General features: G+C 71.0%; 23 protein-coding genes. 15 read left to right on the forward strand and 8 right to left on the reverse strand.

Annotation, left to right across the window (positions count from 1 at the left end):
• The first annotated feature begins 51 nt into the window (after window positions 1-51).
• The 4 genes from qcrC to ACFPCV_RS33470 all read left to right on the forward strand — a co-directional run bounded on the left by qcrC (window position 52) and on the right by ACFPCV_RS33470 (window position 4,545).
• Window positions 52-858, forward strand: coding sequence for a cytochrome bc1 complex diheme cytochrome c subunit (gene qcrC, locus ACFPCV_RS33455; RefSeq protein WP_378060914.1), 807 nt, complete (start codon window positions 52-54; stop codon window positions 856-858).
• A complete protein-coding gene (gene qcrA / locus ACFPCV_RS33460; RefSeq protein WP_378060916.1) occupies window positions 855-1,985 on the forward strand; it encodes a cytochrome bc1 complex Rieske iron-sulfur subunit in 1,131 nt (376 codons plus the stop codon). Before qcrC ends, qcrA begins: the two co-directional genes overlap by 4 nt.
• Entirely contained in the window at window positions 1,982-3,667 is a 1,686-nt protein-coding gene (qcrB, locus tag ACFPCV_RS33465) for a cytochrome bc1 complex cytochrome b subunit (RefSeq protein ID WP_378060917.1), read from the forward strand. The genes qcrA and qcrB overlap by 4 nt, the downstream gene beginning before the upstream one ends.
• A 95-nt stretch (window positions 3,668-3,762) precedes the next feature.
• On the forward strand, window positions 3,763-4,545 hold the full coding sequence (locus ACFPCV_RS33470) for a serine hydrolase (RefSeq protein WP_378060919.1): 783 nt from the start codon (window positions 3,763-3,765) through the stop codon (window positions 4,543-4,545).
• 305 nt (window positions 4,546-4,850) lie between these two features.
• Here ACFPCV_RS33470 and iolB read toward each other — a convergent pair whose 3' ends face one another.
• From iolB to ACFPCV_RS33490, 4 genes are read right to left on the reverse strand one after another with little or no spacing between them, the layout of a single operon-like run.
• Window positions 4,851-5,642 carry a 5-deoxy-glucuronate isomerase gene (gene iolB, locus ACFPCV_RS33475; RefSeq protein ID WP_378060920.1) on the reverse strand — a complete coding sequence of 264 codons (792 nt, stop codon included), beginning with the start codon at window positions 5,640-5,642 and terminating at the stop codon, window positions 4,851-4,853.
• A gap of 5 nt (window positions 5,643-5,647) precedes the next feature.
• Entirely contained in the window at window positions 5,648-6,532 is an 885-nt protein-coding gene (locus ACFPCV_RS33480; protein WP_378060922.1) for a Cgl0159 family (beta/alpha)8-fold protein, read from the reverse strand.
• Entirely contained in the window at window positions 6,522-7,466 is a 945-nt protein-coding gene (iolC, locus tag ACFPCV_RS33485) for a 5-dehydro-2-deoxygluconokinase (RefSeq protein ID WP_378060923.1), read from the reverse strand. Before iolC ends, ACFPCV_RS33480 begins: the two co-directional genes overlap by 11 nt.
• A complete protein-coding gene (locus ACFPCV_RS33490; protein ID WP_378060924.1) occupies window positions 7,459-9,171 on the reverse strand; it encodes a DEDD exonuclease domain-containing protein in 1,713 nt (570 codons plus the stop codon). Before ACFPCV_RS33490 ends, iolC begins: the two co-directional genes overlap by 8 nt.
• A 72-nt stretch (window positions 9,172-9,243) precedes the next feature.
• Between ACFPCV_RS33490 and ACFPCV_RS33495 the strand changes: the two genes are divergently transcribed.
• The 6 genes from ACFPCV_RS33495 to ACFPCV_RS33520 all read left to right on the forward strand — a co-directional run bounded on the left by ACFPCV_RS33495 (window position 9,244) and on the right by ACFPCV_RS33520 (window position 16,025).
• A complete protein-coding gene (locus ACFPCV_RS33495; RefSeq protein ID WP_378060925.1) occupies window positions 9,244-10,602 on the forward strand; it encodes an NYN domain-containing protein in 1,359 nt (452 codons plus the stop codon).
• Between the two features lie 31 nt (window positions 10,603-10,633).
• Entirely contained in the window at window positions 10,634-11,185 is a 552-nt protein-coding gene (locus ACFPCV_RS33500) for a cysteine hydrolase family protein (RefSeq protein WP_378060926.1), read from the forward strand.
• Between the two features lie 558 nt (window positions 11,186-11,743).
• Window positions 11,744-11,959, forward strand: a complete 216-nt coding sequence (locus ACFPCV_RS33505; protein WP_378060927.1) for a hypothetical protein — start codon at window positions 11,744-11,746, stop codon at window positions 11,957-11,959.
• 412 nt (window positions 11,960-12,371) lie between these two features.
• Window positions 12,372-13,448 carry a C40 family peptidase gene (locus ACFPCV_RS33510; RefSeq protein WP_378060928.1) on the forward strand — a complete coding sequence of 359 codons (1,077 nt, stop codon included), beginning with the start codon at window positions 12,372-12,374 and terminating at the stop codon, window positions 13,446-13,448.
• 69 nt (window positions 13,449-13,517) lie between these two features.
• Window positions 13,518-14,882 carry a hypothetical protein gene (locus ACFPCV_RS33515; RefSeq protein ID WP_417281560.1) on the forward strand — a complete coding sequence of 455 codons (1,365 nt, stop codon included), beginning with the start codon at window positions 13,518-13,520 and terminating at the stop codon, window positions 14,880-14,882.
• A gap of 9 nt (window positions 14,883-14,891) precedes the next feature.
• Window positions 14,892-16,025: a glycosyltransferase family 4 protein gene (locus ACFPCV_RS33520; RefSeq protein ID WP_378060930.1), complete on the forward strand. Its 1,134-nt coding sequence runs from the start codon at window positions 14,892-14,894 to the stop codon at window positions 16,023-16,025.
• Window positions 16,026-16,277: 252 nt separating this feature from the next.
• Here ACFPCV_RS33520 and ACFPCV_RS33525 read toward each other — a convergent pair whose 3' ends face one another.
• From ACFPCV_RS33525 to ACFPCV_RS33540, 4 genes are all read right to left on the reverse strand, one after another.
• On the reverse strand, window positions 16,278-16,658 hold the full coding sequence (locus ACFPCV_RS33525) for a hypothetical protein (RefSeq protein ID WP_378060931.1): 381 nt from the start codon (window positions 16,656-16,658) through the stop codon (window positions 16,278-16,280).
• The gene (locus tag ACFPCV_RS33530) at window positions 16,655-16,951 is read right to left on the reverse strand and encodes a YbaB/EbfC family DNA-binding protein (protein ID WP_378060932.1); all 297 of its coding nucleotides are present in this window, start codon (window positions 16,949-16,951) and stop codon (window positions 16,655-16,657) included. Before ACFPCV_RS33530 ends, ACFPCV_RS33525 begins: the two co-directional genes overlap by 4 nt.
• Window positions 16,948-17,967: a CHAP domain-containing protein gene (locus ACFPCV_RS33535; protein ID WP_378060934.1), complete on the reverse strand. Its 1,020-nt coding sequence runs from the start codon at window positions 17,965-17,967 to the stop codon at window positions 16,948-16,950. The genes ACFPCV_RS33530 and ACFPCV_RS33535 overlap by 4 nt, the downstream gene beginning before the upstream one ends.
• Window positions 17,968-18,029: 62 nt before the next feature.
• Window positions 18,030-19,148: an AMP-binding protein gene (locus tag ACFPCV_RS33540; RefSeq protein WP_378060935.1), complete on the reverse strand. Its 1,119-nt coding sequence runs from the start codon at window positions 19,146-19,148 to the stop codon at window positions 18,030-18,032.
• Window positions 19,149-19,209: 61 nt separating this feature from the next.
• Here ACFPCV_RS33540 and ACFPCV_RS33545 point away from each other — a divergent pair, with 61 nt between their 5' ends.
• The 5 genes from ACFPCV_RS33545 to ACFPCV_RS33565 are packed head-to-tail and all read left to right on the forward strand — an operon-like array spanning window position 19,210 to window position 22,335.
• Window positions 19,210-19,584, forward strand: a complete 375-nt coding sequence (locus tag ACFPCV_RS33545; RefSeq protein WP_378060936.1) for a polyketide cyclase / dehydrase and lipid transport — start codon at window positions 19,210-19,212, stop codon at window positions 19,582-19,584.
• A gap of 10 nt (window positions 19,585-19,594) precedes the next feature.
• The gene (locus ACFPCV_RS33550; protein ID WP_378060937.1) at window positions 19,595-20,380 is read left to right on the forward strand and encodes a metallophosphoesterase family protein; all 786 of its coding nucleotides are present in this window, start codon (window positions 19,595-19,597) and stop codon (window positions 20,378-20,380) included.
• Between the two features lie 27 nt (window positions 20,381-20,407).
• Window positions 20,408-20,845, forward strand: coding sequence for an SRPBCC family protein (locus ACFPCV_RS33555; RefSeq protein WP_378060938.1), 438 nt, complete (start codon window positions 20,408-20,410; stop codon window positions 20,843-20,845).
• A gap of 24 nt (window positions 20,846-20,869) precedes the next feature.
• Window positions 20,870-21,985 carry an ArsA family ATPase gene (locus ACFPCV_RS33560; RefSeq protein WP_378061187.1) on the forward strand — a complete coding sequence of 372 codons (1,116 nt, stop codon included), beginning with the start codon at window positions 20,870-20,872 and terminating at the stop codon, window positions 21,983-21,985.
• Window positions 21,982-22,335, forward strand: coding sequence for a hypothetical protein (locus ACFPCV_RS33565; protein WP_378060939.1), 354 nt, complete (start codon window positions 21,982-21,984; stop codon window positions 22,333-22,335). The genes ACFPCV_RS33560 and ACFPCV_RS33565 overlap by 4 nt, the downstream gene beginning before the upstream one ends.
• Window position 22,336: the final 1 nt, after the last annotated feature.

Below are 22,336 nucleotides of genomic sequence, written 5' to 3' on the forward strand. Positions count from 1 at the left end.
CCCGAGCCGCCGACTCGCCAGGTCCGAACTGACATCAGAGGTTGCCGCACAATGACGACACAGCCCAGGAAACTCAGGGCACGCACCAAGCTACGGCGTCGCATCGCCGGTGTGCTGGCGCTGGGCATCGCGCTGATGGGCGTCGGCGCGTTGTACAGCGTGCTGGTGCCGGAGCCGCAGACCGCGCAGGCCCAGCAGGACCCGGTCATGGTGCGCGAGGGCGAGAAGATCTACAGCAACACGTGCATCAGCTGCCACGGCGCCAACCTCGAGGGTGTGCAGGACCGCGGCCCGAGCCTCATCGGCGTCGGCGAGGCCAGCGTGTACTTCCAGACCTCGACGGGCCGGATGCCCGCGGCCGGCCAGAGCGCGCAGATCCCGGAGAAGCCGCCGGTGCTGTCGCCGCAGGAGATCGACGCGATCTCGGCCTACATCCAGGCCAACGGTGGCGGCGTCGAGATGCCGGAGGAGAAGGGCGCGGCGCTGCGCGGCGAGGACCCGGCTCGCGGTGGCGAGCTGTTCCGGTTCAACTGCGCGTCCTGCCACAACTTCACCGGCCGCGGCGGCGCGCTGTCCTCCGGTAAGGAAGCACCCGCCCTGGACGGCGTCTCCGAGGAGCAGATCTACGCGGCCATGCTGTCCGGCCCGCAGAACATGCCTCGTTTCTCCGAGCGGCAGCTGTCGCCGGAGGAGAAGAAGGACATCATCGCTTACGTCAAGTCGGTGACCGACGGCAACAACAACCCCGGTGGTAACCCGATCGGCGGCCTCGGCCCGCAGTCGGAAGGGTTCATCGCGTTCGTGGTGGGGATCGTCGCCCTGCTTGGCATCACGTTGTGGATCGGGGCTAAAGCATGAGCACGGACAAGCCTGAGGAGCTGCCGAGCGAGGAGGAGCTCGCGCAGATGTCCCGGGACGAGCTGGTCAAGCTCGGAAGCAAGCTCGACGGCGTCGAGCTGGTGGAGTACCCGGACCCGTGGCCGGTCAAGGGCACCCGCGCGGAGAAGCGGGCCGAGCGCCAGGTCGCGTTCTGGTTCGCGCTGTCGGGCCTCGCCGGTCTCGCGTTCGTCGCCGCGTTCATCTGGTGGCCCGCCAAGTACGTGGCGCCCAGTGAGGACGGGCACCTGATGTACTCGCTGTACACGCCGGCCATCGGGATCACCCTGGGCGTCGCGATCCTGGCCCTCGGCGTCGGCGTGCTGAACTACACGCGGAAGTTCGTCCCGCACGAGGTCGCGGTCCAGCAGCGGCACGACGGCGGGTCAAACGAACTGGACAAGGCCACGATCCTCGCCGGCCTGGCCGACGCGGGCAACCGCAGTACCATCGCCCGCCGCTCGATGATCAAGCGGTCGCTGGCGTTCGGTGGCGGTGTGCTGGGTCTCGCGCTCACGGTTCTGCCGCTGGGCGGCCTCCTGCGCAACCCGCACGCCCAGTCCGAGAACAAGGACGGCCTGCTGCACACGCCGTGGCAGCACACCGAGGAGGGCGAGAAGGTCTTCCTGCGCCGCGCCACCGGTGACAACCACGAGGTGTCCCTGGTGCGCCCGGAGGACATGGACGCCGGTTCCATGGAGACGGTGTTCCCGTACCGCGAGGGCGACACCCACGAGGACTGGATCAAGATGCTCAAGCGTGGCGACAGCCCCGTGATGCTGATCCGCCTGCGGCCGGCCGACGCGGCCCAGGTGATCGAGCACGAGGGCCAGGAGGACTTCAACTACGGCGACTACTACGCGTACACGAAGATCTGCAGCCACGTCGGGTGCCCGACCTCCCTGTACGAGTCGCGCACCAACCGGATCCTGTGCCCGTGCCACCAGTCCCAGTTCGATGCGCTGCAGTACGCCAAGCCGGTGTTCGGCCCGGCCACCAGGAAGCTGGCGCAGCTGCCCATCACGGTGGACGAGGAGACCGGCTACTTCATCTCGACCGGTGACTTCATCGAGCCGATCGGGCCCGCATACTGGGAGCGGAAGTCATGAGCGGAATCACCACCCCGACGAAGCCCGACAACCCGGTCATGCGGGCTGCGGGCGGCGCGGCCAAGTGGGCCGACGACCGGTACCACCTGTCCGGCGGCATGCGCAGGCAGCTGAACAAGGTCTTCCCAACGCACTGGTCGTTCCTGCTCGGCGAGATCGCGCTGTACAGCTTCATCGTGTTGCTGCTGTCCGGCGTCTACCTGTCGCTGTTCTTCGACCCGTCGATGGCCGAGGTCACCTACAACGGCTCGTTCGACAACCTGCGCGGCCTCGCGATGTCCCGCGCGTACGAGTCGACGCTCTACATCTCGTTCGACGTGCGTGGCGGCCTGTTCGTGCGTCAGGTGCACCACTGGTCGGCGCTGCTGTTCATGCTGTCGCTGACGATCCACATGTTCCGCACGTTCTTCACCGGCGCGTTCCGTCGCCCGCGTGAGGTCAACTGGGTCATCGGTGTCCTGATCTTCCTGCTCGGCTGCTTCGAGGGCCTTGCGGGCTACTCCCTGCCGGACGACCTGCTCTCCGGCGCGGGCCTGCGCATCACCTCGGGTCTGACCATGTCGATCCCGGTGATCGGCACGTGGGCGAACTGGCTGCTGTTCGGCAGCGAGTTCCCCGGCACGGAGATCATCCCCAGGCTGTACGGGCTGCACATCGTGCTGATCCCGGGCATCCTGCTCGCGCTGATCGGTGTGCACGTCGGTCTGGTCTGGTATCAGAAGCACACGCAGTTCCCCGGTGTGCGGCGCAAGGAGACCAACGTCGTCGGCGTCCGCATCATGCCGACGTTCGCGCTGAAGGCCGGTGGCTTCACCGCCGTCGTCATCGGTGTGACCGCGCTGCTGGGTGGCCTGTTCCAGATCAACCCGGTGTGGAACTTCGGACCGTTCTCCGCCGCCCAGGTGTCCGCGGGCACCGTGCCCGACTGGTACATGGGCTGGACGGACGGCCTGGTCCGGCTGTGGCCGGCGTGGGAGGTCTACCTCGGGAACTACACGATCCCGGCGCCGTTCTTCCCGTTCATGATGGGTCTGCCACTACTGGGTGGCGTGGCGATGGTCTATCCATGGATCGAGAAGAAGTTCACCAAGGACTACGCGCACCACAACCTGCTGCAGCGGCCCCGTGACGTGCCGGTGCGGACCAGCCTCGGCGTCATGGCGATCACGTTCTTCATGGTGTCGCTGCTGTCGGCCGCGAACGACGTGCTCGCCGAGAAGTTCGACATCTCGCTGAACGCGACGACGTGGATGGGCCGGATCGGGTTGCTGGTGCTGCCGCCACTGGCGTACGCGATCACGTACCGCCTGTGCCTGGGCCTGCAGCGGTCCGACCGGATGGTGCTGGAGCACGGTGTCGAGACCGGCATCATCAAGCGCCTGCCGCACGGCGAGTTCATCGAGGTCCACCAGCCGCTCGGCCCGGTGGACGAGCACGGCCACCCGATCGCGTTCGAGTACCAGGGCGCGCCGGTGCCGAAGAAGATGAACAAGCTCGGTTCCGCCGGTGAGCCGGTCGCCGGTTCGCTGCTGCGGCCGGACCCGCCGGAGGAGACCGCGGCGCTCGCCAAGGCCCGTGCGGCCCAGCACGGCCACGGCGCAGAACTGGAGTCCGGCTCCGGCGAGACGGAGACGGGCACCGAGGTGGCGAAGACGCAGAACGACCCCTCCAAGAAGATTTGAGGCTGGTCACACGGTCGATGGCGGTCGCCGCACTCCTCGCGGCGGCCGCCGTCACCGTTGCCGGGTGTGGCGCCACTCCGACGGCTGTGGCCCACATGTCCGGCCACACCCCGGGAAGCGCGGAGTGCCCGTTACCGGACGCTGGTTTCGACTGCGACTTCCAGCGCCGGATAGTGGCGGTCCAGGAGTACCTGGCGGACCGCCCCGGCACGACCGGCGTCGTGCTCCACGACCAGCAGACCGGCGCCGTGTGGCACAACGACCACGCGACCGACCCGACGTGGACCGCCTCCACGATCAAGCTGGCGATGGTGGTCGACCTGTTCACCCGCGACCGCGCGGGCGAGATCACCCTCACCGCCGACGACCGCGCTCTGATCGAGGCGATGCTGAACTCGTCGGACAACGACGCGGCGGACGCTCTCTGGTACCGCTACGCGGGCGCGGACCACATGTCGTTCAACGAGAACTTTCCCGCGTACGGGATGACGTCGCTGGTGCCGCAGAAGGGGTACACGGAGTTCTACCCGTACTGGGGCTTCCAGAAATGCACGCCGGAGGACCTGGACCGGTTGATCCACCACGTGCTGACGGACCTTCCAGAGCCGGACCGTTCGTACATCCTCGGGGAGATGCGCTCGGTGGCGCCCAACCAGCAGTGGGGTGTGTGGGGCGCCGGGGCGGACGCCGCGCCGGGCAACAAGAACGGCTGGTCGGAGGAGGATGGCGGCTGGGTGATGAACTCGGTCGGCTTCGTGGGGCCGGGGGAGCGCTACACACTGGCGGAGATGAACAACCTTGGCGGTGAGGGCGGCTACGACGTCGGCCGGGAGACCGTCACACACGTGGCGGAACTGCTGTTCGCCGGCCGGTTCTGACGTGTTCGGACGAGTGGTCCGTTCGCACTGATCGGCGCGCCGGTTTCGTCGGTGCCCGCGGCTAGGCTGGATTCCGGGGGCCGGAGGCTGGCCCCCGCGGCGGTCGGCGCCGCTGCCCGTCCGCTGATGTCCCGAAAGACGCTTTCAGGACGTCGACTGCCCCGAAACCCCCTTTAGGGCGGACTGGTGCTGCGAAAGGCCCCATTCACGCAGGACGAGTGCCGTGAATGGGCCGTTCAGGGCGCTGAGCGCCCTGAACGCGCCTTTCAGGGCATTGCCGCGCCTACGCACAGGCAGTCTTGGGGCTAGTCGTAGAAGGGCAGGCGGGGGTCCAGTTCCTGCTGTTGCCATGTTTCGCGGATCCAGCCGTGTGCCGGGTCGTCGGTGATCAGCCACTTTCGGGTGAGGCCGGGGCCTGCCATGACGTTCAGGTAGTAGAGGTCATAGCCCGGGGTGGCCATTGACGGGCCGTGCCAGCCGTGGGGGATCAGTACGACGTCGTCCGTGCGGACCTCTTCCAGAATGTCCATCGGGCGGTCGGGGGTGCCGTACACGCGTTGGTAGGCCATGCCGCCGTTGGCCACCTCGAAGTAGTAGATCTCCTCCAGTTCGCATTCGCCTGGATGTGATTCGTCGTGTTTGTGCGGGGGGTAGGACGACCAGTTGCCACCTGGGGTCAGGACTTCGCACGCGATCAGTTTGTCCGCCTCGAAGGCTTCCGGGGTGCAGAAGTTGTTGACCTGCCTGCTGCAGTTGCCTGCGCCGCGCAGTTCCACCGGGGTGTTCTCCGCCGGTACGTACCGCACCGGTAGTGCGTTTTCGCAGACCGCCGAGGGGAAGGCGATCTTTGCCGGGGTTCTGGTTGTTATCGTCGCTTCGCAGTCGCGTGGTAGGTAGACGAAGTCGGTCTTTCCTGCGAAGACCGATTCGCGGCCGGTCAGTTCGTACTGTTCGTCCGCGACGGTTACCGTGCAACCGCCCGACAGGGGGAGTACCAGTGTTTCCGACTCGCCCGTCGTCAGGTCCACGGGACCGTCGACCGTCGTCACCGTCAGGCCGCTGTAGGTCCAGCCCGCCGAACTCGGGGTGATCTCCACAGTGGTCACAGCAGGCCCGCCGCGGTGTCCACTGCTCGTGCCACGTCGCCGTCCGGTGGGTACAGCAGGGACCTGCCCACCACCAGGCCGTGCATCGTGGGCAGTCTCAGCGCTCGTGACCACCGTTCGTAGGTCTTGTCCTGGTTCGCCGACACCTCGCCGCCCAGGAGCAGGGTGGGCATTGTCGTCGCCGCCAGTACCTGTGCCATCTCGTCACCCCCGTCGCCGATCACCGGGACCTTCAACCACGTGTACGCGGACGTCGTGCCCAGGCCAGAGGCCACCGTCACCGCCGTTGTCGCCGCCTCCACCGACAGATCGTTGCTCACCCGGCCGTCGTGCCTGCCCGAGATGAACGGTTCCACCATGGCGATCAGGCGTTCGTCCGCCAGTGTGCCCACCGCGTTCGCGCACGCTGCCAGTGTCGGGGCCGTGCGGTCGTCGGTGTAGTCGACGCGCAGCAGCATCTTGCCGCCGTCGAACCCGGCGCGGGCTATCGCACGGGCGTCGTAGCCCGTGAAGCGGTCGTCGATCTCGAACGTCGCGCCTGCCAGGCCGCCCCTGTTCATCGACCCGAACACACTGCGGTCGTGCAGTGCGCCCAGCAACAGCAGGTCTTCCAGGATGTCCGCGGTGCCCAGCACTCCGGTCACGCCGGGGCGGGCCAGTGCCACGCACAGGCGGGTCAGCAGGTCTGCCCTGTCGGCCATCGCCATCGGGTCGGTGCCTGCCCGCAGCGAGCCGCGGGCCGGGTGGTCCGCGGCGATGACCAGCGCTTTTCCCTTGTCGCCCAGCACGGACTCGCGGCGGGTGCGGGTCTGGGCCAGTTCCGCGATCCGCTCCGGGTGGCGGGCGCGGATCCGCGTGATCTCCCGCAGGTCATCCCGCATCCAGGATCGCCTCCACCTCGTCGATCGTGGGCATCGCCGACGAACAGGACAGGCGGGACGCCACGATGGCGCCCGCCGCGTTCGCGAACCGCATCGTGTGTTCGGTGTCCCAGCCGGACAGCAGGCCGTGGCACACCGCGCCGCCGAACGCGTCGCCGGCACCGAGGCCGTTCACCACCTCGACCGGGTGTGGTGGCACCTCGACCGCGCCCGTGTCGTCCACCGCGAGCACACCCTTCGGACCCTGCTTGACCACCGCGAGCCGGACCCCCTTGTCGCGCAATGCCGACGCCGCAGTCGCCGGGTCGCGGGTGGCCACCGCAGTTTCGCACTCGTCGAGGTTGCCGACCGTCACCGTCACGTGCTCCAGCGCCTCCTGCACCCAGCGGCGGGCCGACTCGCGGGACCGCCAGAACGCCGGGCGGTAGTCCAGGTCCAGCACCGTGAGCGCCCCGGGGTCGCGGGCACGCAGCGCGGCCAGCGTCGCCGAGCGGCTCGGCTCCTCGCACAGACCCGTCACGGTCACCCACAGGATCCGCGCCGCGCGGATCGCGTCGGTGTCCAGTTCGTGCTCGTGGATCACCAGGTCGGGGGCCTTGGGCAGGCGGTAGAAGTAGATGGGGAAGTCGTCGGGCGGGAAGATCTCGCAGAACGTGACCGGCGTCGGCAGCTCCGGCACGTCGGTGACGTACCGGTCGTCGACGCCGAAGTCCCGCAGCGCGCGGTGCAGGTACCCGCCGAACGGGTCCGCGCCCGTCCTGCTCACCAGCGCGACCCGGTGCCCGTACCGCGCGACGGCGACCGTCACGTTGGCCGCGGTGCCGCCGAGGTACTTCGCGAACGTCTCGACGTCCGCGAGGCCGACCCCGGTCTGCTGCGGGTAGATGTCCACCCCGAGCCTGCCCATGGCGATCACGTCGAAGGGCTCACCCACTCGCCACCTCCATGCTGCGTGCCGCGTCCGCCCTGGTCAGCCACCCGCGCCAGCTGGCGGCTGACATGGCGGGCTCGGTCCAGGGCTGTGAGCATCGAACCATCCGGGTGCCCGGCCGATCCAGCCAGCGCAGCACGAGCGCCACCTCCTCCGCCGGCGCGCCGTACAACGGACCCCCTCCTGGCAGCACGGTTTCCGCGGCCGCGGCGAGCATGTCCACCACCGGCATCGGCGGCACACCGCGCCGCGCCACACCGGCCGAAGCGAGCCTGCCGTGGCGCACGACCGCGAACTCCCAGCCGTGGTTGCCGTCCGGTCTGGCCGCGATCAGCTCCGGCACCTCGGCGAGCGCCGCCAGCCGCTGCCCCCGGTCCAGCGCGCGGACCAGCACGCTCAGCCGGTCCCGGTCGACACCTGCCTGCTCGAACCGTTCGGACGCCGAGTGCGCGCGCAGCCGGCGTTCCAGCATGTGCAGCGGGTCCTGCAGCCTGCCCGCCACCAACGACACGAATGACGACACCGACGGGGCGTACTCGTCGGTGGTCTGCCTGCCTGCGCAGGGCGCCTGGCAGCGGTGCAGGTCCGCCAGCGCACAGGGCGTGCCGCCGGGCCGCTGTGCCGGGATCCGCACCGTGCACGGCCGGATGCCGGTCGCGTCCTGCAGCGCCACCATCGCGTCCTCGGCCAGCCCCCGCGACCGGAACGGGCCGAGCGCGCCTGCCCGCGGTGTCCGCACCAGCGACAGCCGGGGGAACGGCTCGTCGGTGAGTGTCAGCCACCACGCCTGCTTCGGGTTCTTCGACCGCCGGTTGTACGCGGGCTTGTGCGCCGACAGCAGCCGCAGCTCCCGAACCTGCGCCTCCAGCGCGTGTGCGCACTCGACGTGGTCCACCCGCACCGCGAGCGCCACCATCTCCCGCAGCCTGCGGCGGGTCTCGCTCGCGGTGAAGTACTGCCGCACCCGCCTGCGCAGGTCACTCGCCGTGCCGACGTACAGCACCTCCTCGCCCGGCCCCCGGAACAGGTAGACGCCCGGTGTCGACGGCAGGTGCGCCGCCATGGTCCGCTTGCGCCGCTGCTCCGGCGTGACGTCCGGAAGGTAGTCGCGCAGCTCCTCCAGGGTCTGCACGCCGACCGACCCGACCCGCTCCAGCAAGGAGTGGAAGACGTCGACGGTGGCGCGGGCGTCCGAGAGCGCGCGGTGGTTGGGTGTGGTCGAGGAGCGGAAGAGCGCTGCCAGGGCGGACAGCCGGCAGCTCGGGGCCTCCTCCCTGGTCAGGACCCTCCTGGCGAGCTGGACGGTGCACAGGACTGCCGGTTTCGGCCAGCGGTAGCCGTGCCGCTGGCACGCCTTGCGGACGAAGTTGGTATCGAACCCGGCGTTGTGCGCCACCAGCACCGCGCCGTTGATGAACTCCAGGAACGCCGGTAACACCGCGTCCAGCCGGGGTGCGGCGTACACCATCGTGTCGGTGATCCCGGTCAGCGCGACCACCTCGGGGGGAATGCCGCGACCGGGGTCCACGAGCGTGGCGAACTCGCCGAGCACCTCGCCGCCGCGGACCTTCACCGCACCGAACTCGGTGATGGTGTCCTCGTCGCTGACCCCGGTGGTCTCGAGGTCGAACACGACGAAGGTGGTTGCCCGCAGCGGCGTGCCCAGCTCGTCGAACGCGAGCTGGCCGCCCGCACCCGGTTTCGTCATGCCCGGCAAGTTAGACCCGACCACCGACAAAGCCGGTCGGTGCGCGCCCGACCTGGGGACTAACCTGTAGAGATGGTGCCGTCGATCCAGCCGGTCGAACCAGTCGACCCGGGGGACGAGCCGTCCGGCGCGGAGGACGGTGAGTCCACTGTGGACTGGACGGTGCTGCCGGACGCCGTGCGCACCAGGATCGCCGAGATGGGCGCCGACGCGCTCGGCGCGCTGCCCAAGGTGGACGTGCCGCAGCAGCTGCGCGCGGTCGCCAGGTTCACGCCGGCCAAGCGGGCCAGGCTGGGTGCCGGTGCCATCCTCGCGAGCCTGCGGGACTCGGTCGCGTTCCGCACCGCGGTGGTCGAATGGTGCCGCGAGCACCGGCCCGCGGTGCTGGACATGGCGGGTGACGACCCGGCCGCCGTCGCCGCAGCAGCGGTCCTCCTCGGGGCCGACAACGCACCCCACTACCTGGAACTGGTGTCGCGCCGCGCGTCCGACGCCGGGCTGCGGGCGCAGCGCGACGCCGCGCTGGTCCGCGCGGAGAAGGCGGAGACCGAGCTCGCGAAGGTGCGTGCCGAGCTGGCGGACGTGCAGGGCGCGGTGGACCGGGTCCGCGCCGAGGGCGAGGCCGAGCTGGAACGGCTCCGCAAACGCCTGCGCGAACAGGGCGTGCGGGTGCGCAACGCCAAGGACGAGGCCGAGAACGCGGCGGGCGAGATCGAGCGGATCCGTGCCGAGGCGCGGGACCAGGTCGCGGCGCTCACCGAGCAGCGGGACCGCGAACGGGAGCGGGCCGAGACCGAGCGGGCCCGTGCGGACCGGGCGGTGGCGGACGCCGAGATGGCCAGGCAGTCCGCGCGGGAGGCGAGGCAGGCCGACGAGGTCCGGCTCGCGTTGCTCGTCGACACGCTCGACGGCGCGGTCACGGGCCTGCGCAGGGAACTCGCCCTCGGTGGTTCCGGGCCGCGGCCCGCCGACCTCGTGCGGGGCGCGACGGAGGCGCACGGCTCGGTCGGCCGCGTCGAGGACCCGGCCGCGCTGGAACGGTTGCTCGCGTTGCCGTCCGTGCACCTGGTCGTGGACGGGTACAACGTCACCAAGACCGGCTACCCCGAGCTGTCGCTCTCCGACCAGCGGGAACGCCTGACCCGCCAGCTCGCGGCGCTCGCGGCCCGCACGTCGGCCGAGGTGACGCTCGTGTTCGACGGCGCCGGGGTGGTCGCGGTGCCGACGACCGCGCCGAGGGGGGTGCGGGTCCTGTTCTCCGACCCCGGTGTGCTCGCCGACGACGTGATCCGCGCGCTGGTCACCGCAGAACCCGAGGGGCGTCCGGTGGTCGTGGTGACCTCCGACCGGGCGGTCGCCGACTCGGTGCGCCGCCGCGGCGCGCACCCCGTGCCGTCCGCGGTGCTGCTGGCCCGTCTCGGCCGGAGCTGAACCTGTCGGTGGCCGGGGTTACGGTCGCCGCATGACAACACTGGAGAACCGGCCTGGCACGGCGTTGCTCGTCATCGACGTGCAGAACGGCGTGGTCGCCGGCGCGCACCAGCGCGACGCGGTGGTCGCGAACATCGCGGTCCTGGTCGGCAGGGCGAGACAGGAGAAGGTGCCCGTCGTCTGGGTGCAGCACTCCGGTGCGGAGCTGCCGAAGGGGAGCGACAACTGGCGGTACGTGCCGGAACTGCCGCGCGGTGCCGGGGAGCCGCTGGTGGAGAAGGAGTACGGCGACTCGTTCGAGGACACGAACCTCGAGTCCGTGCTCGCAGACCTGAAGGTGGGGCGGCTGGTCGTCGCGGGCGCGCAGACCGACGGATGCGTCCGCGCGACGTTACACGGCGCGTTCACCAGGGGTTACGACGCGATCCTGGTCGCCGACGCGCACACCACCGAGGACCTGACCGAGTGGGGCGCGCCGCCGCCCGCGCAGGTCATCTCGCACACGAACCTGTACTGGAACTTCCAGACGGCGCCGGGCCGCGAGGCCGGGACAGTCACGACGGAGGAGGTCAACTTCGCCTAGATGATCGATTCCGTGAAGTTGATGTGAGTCGGTCGTCGTGTGCTGGTCGGATTGGCGTGGTGGGTTTGTCCTCGCCGGACGGGCAGGTCTCGGGGGTGGCGGAGGGGTGGGTTGGTTGCGGTTTGGGCGGGTCTGCCTGCCATCCCGTCGACCTCCCCACGGGCTATCACACCGCGCCAAGGGGGCCGATTCGTGCTGTGAAAGGCGCGTGGACGGCGTAGCGATGCCCTGAAAGGCGCGTTCAGGGCGCTGGGTGCCCTGAACGGCCCATTCACGGCACTCGTTGTGCCGTGAACGCGCCTTCACGGCATCGGCCCGCCCCGTCGGGCGCCCGCTAGGGCCAGCGCCAGTCCTGATGCCACGCGCACGCGGTACCTCCCGTTCGACGGTGTTCTCACCGCGTACAACGCGCCTTCGGTAGACGGGGATGCGGTGTTTCCGGTTCACCGTTTCCTCGGGTGTGCCGCGGACGGTATCCGGCCGTCGCCGAGCTACGAAAGGTGGCGCTGAGCTGGGCAGATCCCGAAATTGTCGGTGGTGTCGCATAACGTCGCCGGCATGAGGAACGACAAGGGATCGGAGCGGGTAATGGTCATCGACTGCGACAGTTGCGTCGTACGCGGCCTGGCCTGCGGCGACTGTGTCGTCAGCGTGCTCCTCGGTGTGCCGCCGAACGTGGAGATCGACGCGCTCGAGCAACGTGCGATAGACACTCTCGGCCGCGCGGGCATCGTGCCGAGGCTGCGGCTGGCGCCGGTCGACCGCTCGGCCTGACCGATTCGCCCGGCACGTGGGGCCGATCGGGTCGGTCGACGAGCGGTCGGAGCACGTCGCCGAACGGCATGACCGGGTTACCACAAGCCGGTGAACAGTGGTGTTGCCGCCGTCACACGATGGAGTTAGGACTGCTCCATTGGTGTTCGGGGCGCTCCGAACCGCTTTTTCCGGCGGGCCAGGTAGACGCAACGACTCACGTTTCGTAACCTGTCCGAGATCTCGCGGCCGACAGCGGCACACCCCGGGGCCGCTACGCGGGATCGCCGCCGAAATCGGCCTTGTCGAGAGGCCGGACCGGATCCCCCCACGGTGGGTGGGGCACCGACGATGGACCGTCGCTGTTGCGGTGGTTCCTTGTCACGAGCGCCACCCGGTCGGCGGTTTTGGATGTAAGGGAGACACGCGCGACGTGGCGTCGCAAAGAACCAAGCGCGCAATTCGTGCCGGGTTGAGTGTCACCGCCGCCACTGCGGCGCTGTTCACCTCAGTTCCGGGACCAGCCCTTGCGCTTCCCCTGACCTATCAGCAGCCGCCGCCCCCCGAGACCGCGTCGGAAGCACTCGCCCAGTACGAGAAGCTGACGTCCCAGGCCGAGCAGGTGAACGAGGACCTGCTGGCCGCGAAGACCGACCTCGACAAGAAGAAGGCCGCGTTGGCGAAGGCCAACCAGGACCTCGCGGCGGCCAAGGCCGCGCAGGGCCAGGCGGCTGCCGACGAGGAGGCCTTCCGCGGCCAGGTCGACAACCTGACCAACGCGTCCTTCCAGGGCGCGCGGTTCAACAAGCTGTCGGCACTGCTCACCGGCTCCTCGGCGGAGGACTTCCTCGAGCGCGCGTCCGCGCTCGGTGTGCTCGCCGCCGACAACGAGGAGGCGCTCGCCAAGCTCACCTCCGCGGTGAACCTGGCCGAGGACGCGAAGAAGAAGGCCGCCGACGCCCAGAAGCGCGCGACCGACGCCACCGCGGCGGCGCAGGCGCTGACGGACAAGGTCGCCAAGGCCCGCGACGATCTGAACGCGCAGATCGAGCAGGTCGAGGACGCGTACGAAGAGCTGTCGGGCGCCGACCAGGACGCCCTGATGGGCGAGACCGACAACAGCATCTACCTGGGCGGACCCGGTGTCGGCGGCGAGGCCGCGCGCCATGCCATGACCCAGCGCGGGAAGATGTACCTGTGGGCCGCGGAGGGCCCGGACCGCTACGACTGCTCGGGTCTGACCCTGTGGGCCTACCGGCAGGTCGGCATCACGCTCCCGCACTCCAGCCGCGCGCAGTACGGCTACGGCAAGTCCGTTGCCCAGGGCCAGTGGCAGCCGGGTGACCTGCTGTTCTACGGCAGCAGCGCGGGTTCGATCCACCACGTCGCGATGTACATCGGCGACGGCATGCTGGTGCACGCCTCGCAGTCCGGCACACCGGTGCAGACCGCCGAGGCTCCCTACGGCGGTGGTAAGGACTACCTGGGCGCCAAGCGGATCGCGGGCTGACCGCCATCACGATCGAACATCTCGGGACCGGCGCGTTCGCGTCGGTCCCGAGGCGTGTCCGCACCTAAAATGCTTCCTGTGCGGCGGACGGCGACAGTGCGGACCTGGCTCGGTGCGGCGGTGGCCGCCGCCGTGCTCGCGGGCCTCGCGCTCCTGTCGTTCCCCGCCGTCGAACAGGGGACGGCGCCCTCCGGCGGTCCCGGCAGGCCGATGGGCGCGGTCAGCCCGGCGCCGCCGCCGGACCAGGCCGACGACACCCGCGCCGACGCCGTCACCGACCTGCTGAACCGCCGCGCGAAGGCTCTCCTCGACCACGACGAGCAGGCGTTCCTCGCCACGCTCGACCCGCGCGCGGACGAGGCGTTCCTCAGCACGCAGCGCAGGCTGTTCACCAACCTCGCCGGCGTGCCGTTCGACGAGTGGAGCTACCGGCTGCGCGCGGACGACGCGCTCGACGTCTCCAAGGTGCCGGACCGGTTCACGTCCTCGGCGTCGGACGAGCTGTGGGCACCCGCCGTCGACCTGCGGTACGCGCTGCGTGGCGGCGACGTGGTCCCGACCGAGCGGCCGATGGGCTACCTGTTCGCCCGGCACGCCGACGAGTGGTACCTGCGGTCCGACACCGCGCTCGACAGCCTCGGCAGGCGCACGTGGCGCGGCCCGTGGGACTTCGCGCCGTGCGTGGTCACCACCACCGAGCACGGCATCGTGCTGAGCCACCCGGGCAGCCAGCCGATGGTCGATCGCCTGGTCCGCGAGCTGGACCCGTCGGTGCGGGCGGTCAGCGAGCTGTGGCCGACGCGGTGGTCGCAGCGGGTCACGGTGATGCTGCCGGACACGTCGGGGGAGATGCGCGCGCTGGTCGGGCCGGACTTCCCGGTCGAGTCGGTGGTCGCGGTCGCGGTCGCCGACCGGGTGAACAACAGGACCCGCGCGGTCGCGGGGCAGCGGGTGGTGCTGAGCCCGGACGGGGTGCGCGGCCTGTCGATCGCGTCGCTGCGGGTCGTGCTGCGCCACGAGATCACCCACCTCGCGGCGCGGGCGGACACCGTCGACGGTTCGCCGACCTGGCTGCTGGAGGGCTTCGCGGACTACGTCGGCTACCGCGACAGCGGCGTCACCCTCGCCGAAGGCGCTCCTGACCTGGCGAAACAGGTGCGGGAGGACGGCCCGCCCGCCGCGCTGCCCGAGGACAGGGCGTTCCGTTCGCGTGACTCCGACCTCGACCTCGCCTACCAGCAGAGCTGGTCGATCGCCCGCTACGTCGCCGACACCCACGGCGAGAAGGCGCTGATCGCCGTGTACCGGGAGCTCGCGGCCGCGGGTGCGGTGTCGGCCACCGAGACCGACCGGATGCTGCGTGACGTGCTCGGGGTGGACCGCGCCGCGCTCGTGCGGGGCTGGCAGTCATATCTTCGTGAGGCGCTCAAGTAGGGTTCTCAGGTGCCTCGGACCCTGGTGGTGACCAACGACTTCCCGCCGCGCAACGGCGGGATCCAGTCCTATCTGCACGCGCTCGCGACGCGGCTGGCGGAGGACGACCTCGTGGTCTACGCGCCCGCGTGGGAGGGTGCGGTCGAGTTCGACGCGGCGCAGCCGTTCCCGGTCGTGCGGCACCCGTCGAGCCTCATGCTGCCGGTGCCGGACGTGGCGCGGCGCGCGAAGGAGATCCTGCTGGCCGAGGGCTGCGACACCGTGTGGTTCGGCGCGGCCGCCCCGCTGGCGCTGCTCGCGCCGACGATGCGGAAGGCGGGCGCCGAGCGGGTCATCGCGAGCACACACGGGCACGAGGTGGGCTGGTCGATGCTGCCGGGCGCGCGGCAGGCGCTGCGCCGCATCGGGACGGCCACCGACGTCGTGACCTACGTCAGCAAGTACACGCGGTCCCGGTTCGCGGCGGCGTTCGGGCGGCTGGCGGCGCTCGAGCACCTGCCCTCCGGTGTGGACACCGAGCAGTTCCGGCCGGACTTCGCGGCCCGCAAGGAGATCCGCACCCGCTACGGCCTCGGTGACCGGCCGACGGCGGTGTGCGTGTCGCGGCTGTGGCCGCGCAAGGGGCAGGACATGCTGATCCGCGCGCTGCCCGCGATCCGGCACCGGGTGCCGGAGGCGGCGCTGATGCTGGTCGGCGGCGGCCCGTACGAGGACCGGCTGCGCGTACTCGCCACCCAGCTGGACGTGGCGGAGCACGTGATCTTCACCGGCCGGGTGCCGTCGGAGGAGCTGCCCGCGCACTACGTGGCCGGTGACGTGTTCGCGATGCCGTGCCGCACGCACGGGCGCGGGCTGGACGTCGAGGGTCTCGGGATCGTGTACCTGGAGGCGTCCGCGTCCGGTCTGCCGGTGGTGGCGGGCAACTCGGGCGGCGCGCCGGAGACCGTGCTGGACGGCGTGACCGGCAACGTGGTCGACGGCCGCGACCTGGCGACGATCGCGACGAGGGTCGGCGACCTGCTGGCCGACCCGACGTGGGCGGCGGAGATGGGCGAGGCCGGCCGCAGGTGGGTGTCCCGGCACTGGCGCTGGGAGGACATCGCCCGCAGGCTGACCCGCCTGCTCGACGGCTCGGCGTTCTGAGGGGCGGCCTCCGGCCCCGGTTCCCAGTCTACGGGCGGGCACCGACAGAAACTGCTCTGCGCGGTCGCCTGTGGACAGCTGGTCGGCTTGGCCTCCGGCCCCCGGTTTCCGGCCTACCGGTGGGCACCGACACGGAAGCGTGCTTCGCCGCTCGCCTGTGGACAGCTGTGTCCGTTGTGGACAACTCCTTGTCCGGCAACGTTTCTGTCGGTGACGGCTGGTAGCGTGGTTCGAGGGGGCCGGAGGCCGCCGTCAGTGCGGGACCGTCCAGCTTTCGACTGTCGAGAAGTCGTCCGCCGCCGGTCTCGCTTTCGTGGGTTCGGGCAGCGTCAGCGCACGCAGCTCCGCCGCCAGTTCCTCGCCCGCGACCGGAGCCAGTACCTCGATGCCCGTGTTCAGCGCCGCCGCGGACGCCTCCTGCACGAGGCGGTAGATCGTCGCCGCCAGCGGGCCGGGGCCCGCCGCCAGTGCGTGCGGTGCCAGCGTCAGCGCGACCAGGCGGCCCTCCAGGTTCACGGTCGCGGCGATGCCCTCGTCGGTCGCGGTCGCCGTGATCGCACTCAGGGTCGCGAAGACCTCCGGTGCGGACCGGGTGCCCATTTCGACCAGCTCGTCGACGGAGAGGTGGTTCACCGCACCCGCCAGGTGTCCGGGACCGTCGATTCGGCCTGCTCGGTGAGCGACGCCGACTGGGTCAGCCCCAGCGCGGACACGTCCACGCCCGCCAGCGCCGCGCGCAGCACGTGCCTGGCGCGCTGGTTCGCCTGTGCGGTCGCCAGCGCGATCGCCTCCACGACCGTGCTCGCCAGCACCGCGGCCCCCTGGTCCACGGCCTGTTGCGACAGCGTGAGGCCCGCCAGCGCCCCGCCTGGGCAGACCTCTGCCGTCACACCGCGCAGCGTCGCCGCGCCCTTGATCTCACTCACCTGGGGTGCACCCCTCCGTAGAAGGTCGAGCTGGACAGGGTGTGCGTCACGCGCCGCACCTGGTCAGCTGAGTTGCCCTCGATCAGGGTGACCTGGTTGCCGTGCACGCGCTCCACGATCCCGATGTGCGTGCTCGTCCGCGGGCTCCGCGGCCCGGTGCCGAACAGCAGCACGTCACCCGGCCGCGCCTGGTCGAGGTTGTTCTTGCCGTATGCGAGGCCACGTTCCCGGCCCCACTCGTAGACGTCGCCGGTGAACGGAAGGATCCCGATGTCGACCCCGGATTTCTGCCAGGTCCACGTCGCGAAGTTGGCGCACCAGGGACCCGTCGGGCCGTACTTGTTCGTGTTGCCGGGCCCCTCGCGGTAGCCGAGCTGGCCGCGGGCGCGGTCGATGACCTTCTTCCCGAGCGCACCGCCCCGGGCCACGGGGTGTTTCTTCTTCCGTTCCCCGGGGTCGGCGAACCCGTCGTGCTCGACGCGGCGTTCCAGCCCGCGCAGGTCCTCCGCCGCGTCCTTCATCTCGCGCCGCACCGCACGCAGGTGCCTGACCGACTCGTTCGTGTACGTCCGCACCAGGTCGACGACCTGCCCGACCGCACGCAGCAGCGCCGCCCGCTGGCCCGCGCCCTGAACGGCACGCGCGCCGTCGAGGATCGCGGTGGCCTTCGCCGTGTACTCGTCGACGAGGTGTGCGACCGCGCGGTGGTTGGTGGCGAGCGAGGCCGCCGTTGCCGCGACGATCGACGCGCCCTTCGCGGCGGCGGCCGCGGTCACGTCGAGCGCCTTGCCCATCGTGCGGGCCCTGCGGTCGAACCCCGCCGCGGCCTTGCCCTCCCAGTGGCTGGTGGCGGTCGCCGCTGTCGACCGGTGGTCGGCGTGGTGGCGCTCGACCGCACGCGCGGTCGCCTCGAGCGCTGCCTGTGCCCGGTGCGCGTCCGCGGCCTTGCCCGCCAGCTTGTCGCGGTGCGCGACGAGCTGCCCGGCCACCTTGCGCGCGATCACGTGCGAGTCCATGCGCCCACGATCGGGCGGCCCGCGCACGGGCGGAAGCGCCGGTGCACGGACAGGCACACGCACTACACGGCCAGTGCTGTTCCCAGCTCGCGGACGTCCATGCCGATGCCGCGGTAGAAGTCGACCCGCTGCCGGTCGAGCGGTTCGCCGGAGGTGAGCGCCGCGACGCAGCGGCCACCGAACGCGGCACGTAGCTTCGGGTACACGACCTTGCCCGCCACCGCGTGCTTGAGCCGCAGCGCGAGCGAGACCGGGCCGCCGTGCGCACCGTAGGAGATGGCGACCGACTCGGCCGTGTCGAACACGAACATGTTGCCCTCCGCGTACGCCTTCGCGCGGGCCGCGTCGTGGAAGCGGCCGAGCAGCTCCGCGTCGGCGACGATCACCCGGGGACGGAACACGCCGAGGTCGGTGAACAGGTCGTCGGAGTCGTGGGCGTGACCGAGCGTGGTGCGCGTGTACACGCAGGCCAGCGTGATCAGCCTGGTCGGCAGGTCCGCGAGCTGCGGCAGCACCAGCAGCGAGTTTCCCGACCGCAGCAGCGCCGGGTGGGTCGCGATGGTCGCGCGCACCTCCGCCAGCAGTTCGCCGTGGGTCAGCTCGATCCGCTTCGGGTGGTCGCCGGCGGGGTACACGAGGGTCGCGATGTCGTCGGCACGCACGGCCAGCCTGCGCTCGTGGGCGCGGTCGTCGAAGATCTGCGTGCCGAGCGCGGTCAGTTCGCCGAGCGCGGCGGGCACCTCCTCGTCACCGTCCAGCACGCCGCCGTCGAGCTGCCACACCCACACGACCTCGGGCAGCCGGTCCACGACCTTCCTGACCGTCTCGCGGTGCTCCGCGGTCTCCACGACCACCGCGCACGCGCCGGAGTCGGACAGGATCCACTCGACCTCGGCCGCCGTCGCCGTCGGCTCGACCGGCACGGTCTGGCAGCCGACCGACCAGCACGCGAAGTCGAACAGCGTCCACTCGTACCGGGTCGCGGACAGGAGCGCGACCCGGTCGCCCTGCCGCAGTCCGACGGCGATCAGGCCCTTCGCCAGCTCCAGCACCTGCGTGGCGAACTCGCGGGTGGTCACGTCCGCCCACGAGCCCGCGGCGCGGCGGCGGAACCCGATGGTGGCGCCGAACCGCTCCGCGTTGGCCCAGACCATGTCGGTCAGGCTCTCGGTCTCGGTCACACCAGGCAAACTAGCGTGCCGGGTCGACAAGTGCGCCCGCAGGCCGTGACATGCTGCACACGTGCCCGCTGTTGACGTGATCGACGAGACCTTCCTCGCCGTGCCACCGGACACCGTGGCGGCCGCGTTCGCCGATCCGCGTGCCTGGCGCCGGTTCTGGCCCGACCTCGACCTCGAGGTGTACGCCGACCGCGGTGCGCAGGGACTGCGGTGGACGGTGCGCGGTGCGCTGGTCGGCACGATGGAGGTGTGGCTGGAGCCCGTGCTGGACGGCACGGTCCTGCACTACTTCCTGCGCGCCGACTTCCCCGAGCACACCCAGGGGCACCCGCTCAGGGAGGTCGCCCGTCGCCAGCGCGCAGCCAAGGCGGTCGCGCTGGACCTCAAGTTCGTACTCGAGGACGGCAGGCCCCCCGGAGTGCCGCCGACTGCATAGTCTCGTCGTCATGCGGGTTCACGTGGTTTCGGACGTGCACGGCAACGCCGAGGCGCTCGCGCGTGCTGGCGACGGCGCGGACGCGCTCATCGTGCTCGGCGACCTGATCGACTTCGTCGACTACCACGACCACGGGAGCGGCATCCTCGGCACCGTGTTCGGCGCGGAGAAGGTCGCCGAGTTCGCGCGGCTGCGGCGGGAGCGCCCCGCCGAGCTGCCCGCGTACTCCCGTGCGCTGTGGGCGGGCCTCGGCGACCCGCAGGAGGTCGTGGCCGACGCGGTGCGCGGCCAGTACGCCCGGCTGTTCGCCGCGATGACCGCGCCGACCTACGCCACGCCGGGCAACGTCGACGTGCCCGGCCTGTGGCCCGAGTTCGCCGGTGAGCACGTGCACGTCCTCGACGGCGAGGTCGCCGAGCTCGGCGGGCTGCGGTTCGGGTTCGTCGGCGGCGCGCTGCTCCCGCCGGGTGTGACCGCGCGCAGGCCAGGGGTGTTCCGGCCGTACCTGCGCACCGAGGCGGACTTCGCGGACGGGATCGCGCGGCTGTCGGACGTCGACGTGGTGTGCACGCACATCCCGCCGGACGTGCCGGAACTCACCTACGACGTGGTCGCGCGCCGGTTCGAGTTCGGCTCGCCGTCGCTGCTGGACCTGATCGTGAAGCAACAGCCGAGGTGGGCCGTGTTCGGCCACGTGCACCAGCCGCTCGCGCCCCGCATGCGCGTCGCGTACACGGAGTGCGCGAACGTCGGGCACTTCCAGCGCACCGAGCGGCCCTACGTGCTGCGCTGGTGAGACCTACGCTCGGGTAGCCTCCCCGGCATGGCCGACGAGTCCACCCAGTCCATCGTGGTCGACGCACCACCGCAGGACATCATGGCGGTGATCGCCGACTTCCCGGCGTACCCGGAATGGGCCAACGCCATGAAGAAGACCGAGGTCCTCGACGAGTTCCCGGACGGGAGGGCACGTGAGGTGCGCTTCACGCTCGACGCGGGACCGTTCAAGGACGTGTACACCCTCGCCTACGAGTGGGCGGCCGACGGCCTGAGCGTCGAATGGGACCTGGTGAAGGGCCAGATGCAGAAGGCGCAGAAGGGCCGGTACCTGCTCACGCCGGAAGGCGACAAGACGAAGGTCACCTACACGCTGTCGGTGCAGCTGGCCGTGCCGATGATCGGCCTCTTCCGGCGCAAGGCCGAGAAGATGATCATGGACATCGCGCTGAAGGAGCTCAAGCGCCGGGTAGAGGGCGCATAGCCGGACGCGATGGACGAGCGACCGGTGCGGCTCATCCTGTTCACCGGCAAGGGAGGCGTCGGGAAGACCACCCTTGCCGCGGCGACGGCCGCCCGTCTCGCGGTCGGCGGCCACAAGGTGCTGGTCGCCTCGTCGGACCCCGCGCACTCGCTCGGTGACGTGTTCGGCGTCCCGGTCGGCCCCGAACCATCCGAAGTGGACACCTGCCTGTACGCGGCGCACGTCGACGCGCGTGGGCTCGTCGACCGGTCGTGGCAGTCGATCCGCACGCAGCTGCGCGGCGCACTGTCCGGTCTCGGACTGTCCGACCTGGACGCCGCCGAGCTGACCGTGGTGCCCGGCGTCGACGAACTCCTCGCCCTGACCGAGGTCGCGCGGCGCGCGTCGGAGGGGCCGTGGGAGGTCGTGGTCGTGGACTGCGGGCCGACCGCGGAGACGCTGCGGCTGCTCGCGCTGCCGGAGGCGGTCGGCGGCTACCTGGAGCGGCTGTCGCTCGGCAGCCACATCGCGCACCTCGCCACGCACCTGGACCGCCTGCGGGACCTGCTTGTCGACCCGGCGCGGACGTCCGTGCGGCTGGTGCTGACCCCGGAGCGGCTGGTCGTCGCCGAGACCCGCAGGACGCTCGTCGCGTTGGCACTGCGCGGAATCCGGGTCGACGCGCTGATCGCGAACCGGGTCGTGCCGCAGGCGAAACGGTGGCAGGGCCCGGCCGCGAGCTGGCTGCGCACCCGCAGGGCCGAACAGGACGCCGTGCTGTCCGAACTGGACGCGTCGACAACGCTGCCGGTGCGACGGGTGGTGCACCGCGCGACGGAACCCGTTGGGGTGGCCGCGTTGTCGGCGCTCGCGGAGGACCTGTACGGCGCCGGGGACCCGCTTGCGACCAGCGGCCCGTACACCGCTCCGCTGCTGTCGATCGCGACCGTCGACGGCGGCTACGAGCTGACCGTCGCGCTGCCGCTCACGGACGGCTCCGCTGTGGACCTCGCGCGGGTGGGGGACGACCTGGCGATCACCGTCGACGGGGTGCGGCGGCTGGTCGCGCTGCCGGTGCTGCTGCGCAGGCACACCGTGACCGACGCGGCGACCGGGCCGACCGGGCTGGTGCTGCGTTTCGAGGCAGGAGGGCCCGCGTGAGTGCTGATCCGGGAAGTCGGCTGGTCGAGGAGCTGCGGCTCCTCGCCGACGCGGTCGCCGACCGGGCGGGACCGTGGCTGGACCGGGTCGCGGCCGACGGGGACGAGGCCACGTGCGCGTGGTGTCCGCTGTGCGCGGCGGTCGCGGTGGTGCGGGGAGATCCGAACGAACTCGCCGTCCGCGGCCTCGACGCGGCGGCCGACCTCGTGGCGCTGCTGCGCGCGGTGCTCGCGGACCGGTGGGAGCCGGGGGTGTCGCACATGCCGGGGTTCACGCCGTCGTCCGGGTCGGCCCCGGACCCTGGTTCGGCGAAGGTGCAGCACATCCCGGTCCGGCGGGAGCCTCGTTGAA

The organism is Actinophytocola glycyrrhizae (assembly GCF_042653545.1).
Classification (GTDB): domain Bacteria; phylum Actinomycetota; class Actinomycetes; order Mycobacteriales; family Pseudonocardiaceae; genus Actinophytocola; species Actinophytocola glycyrrhizae.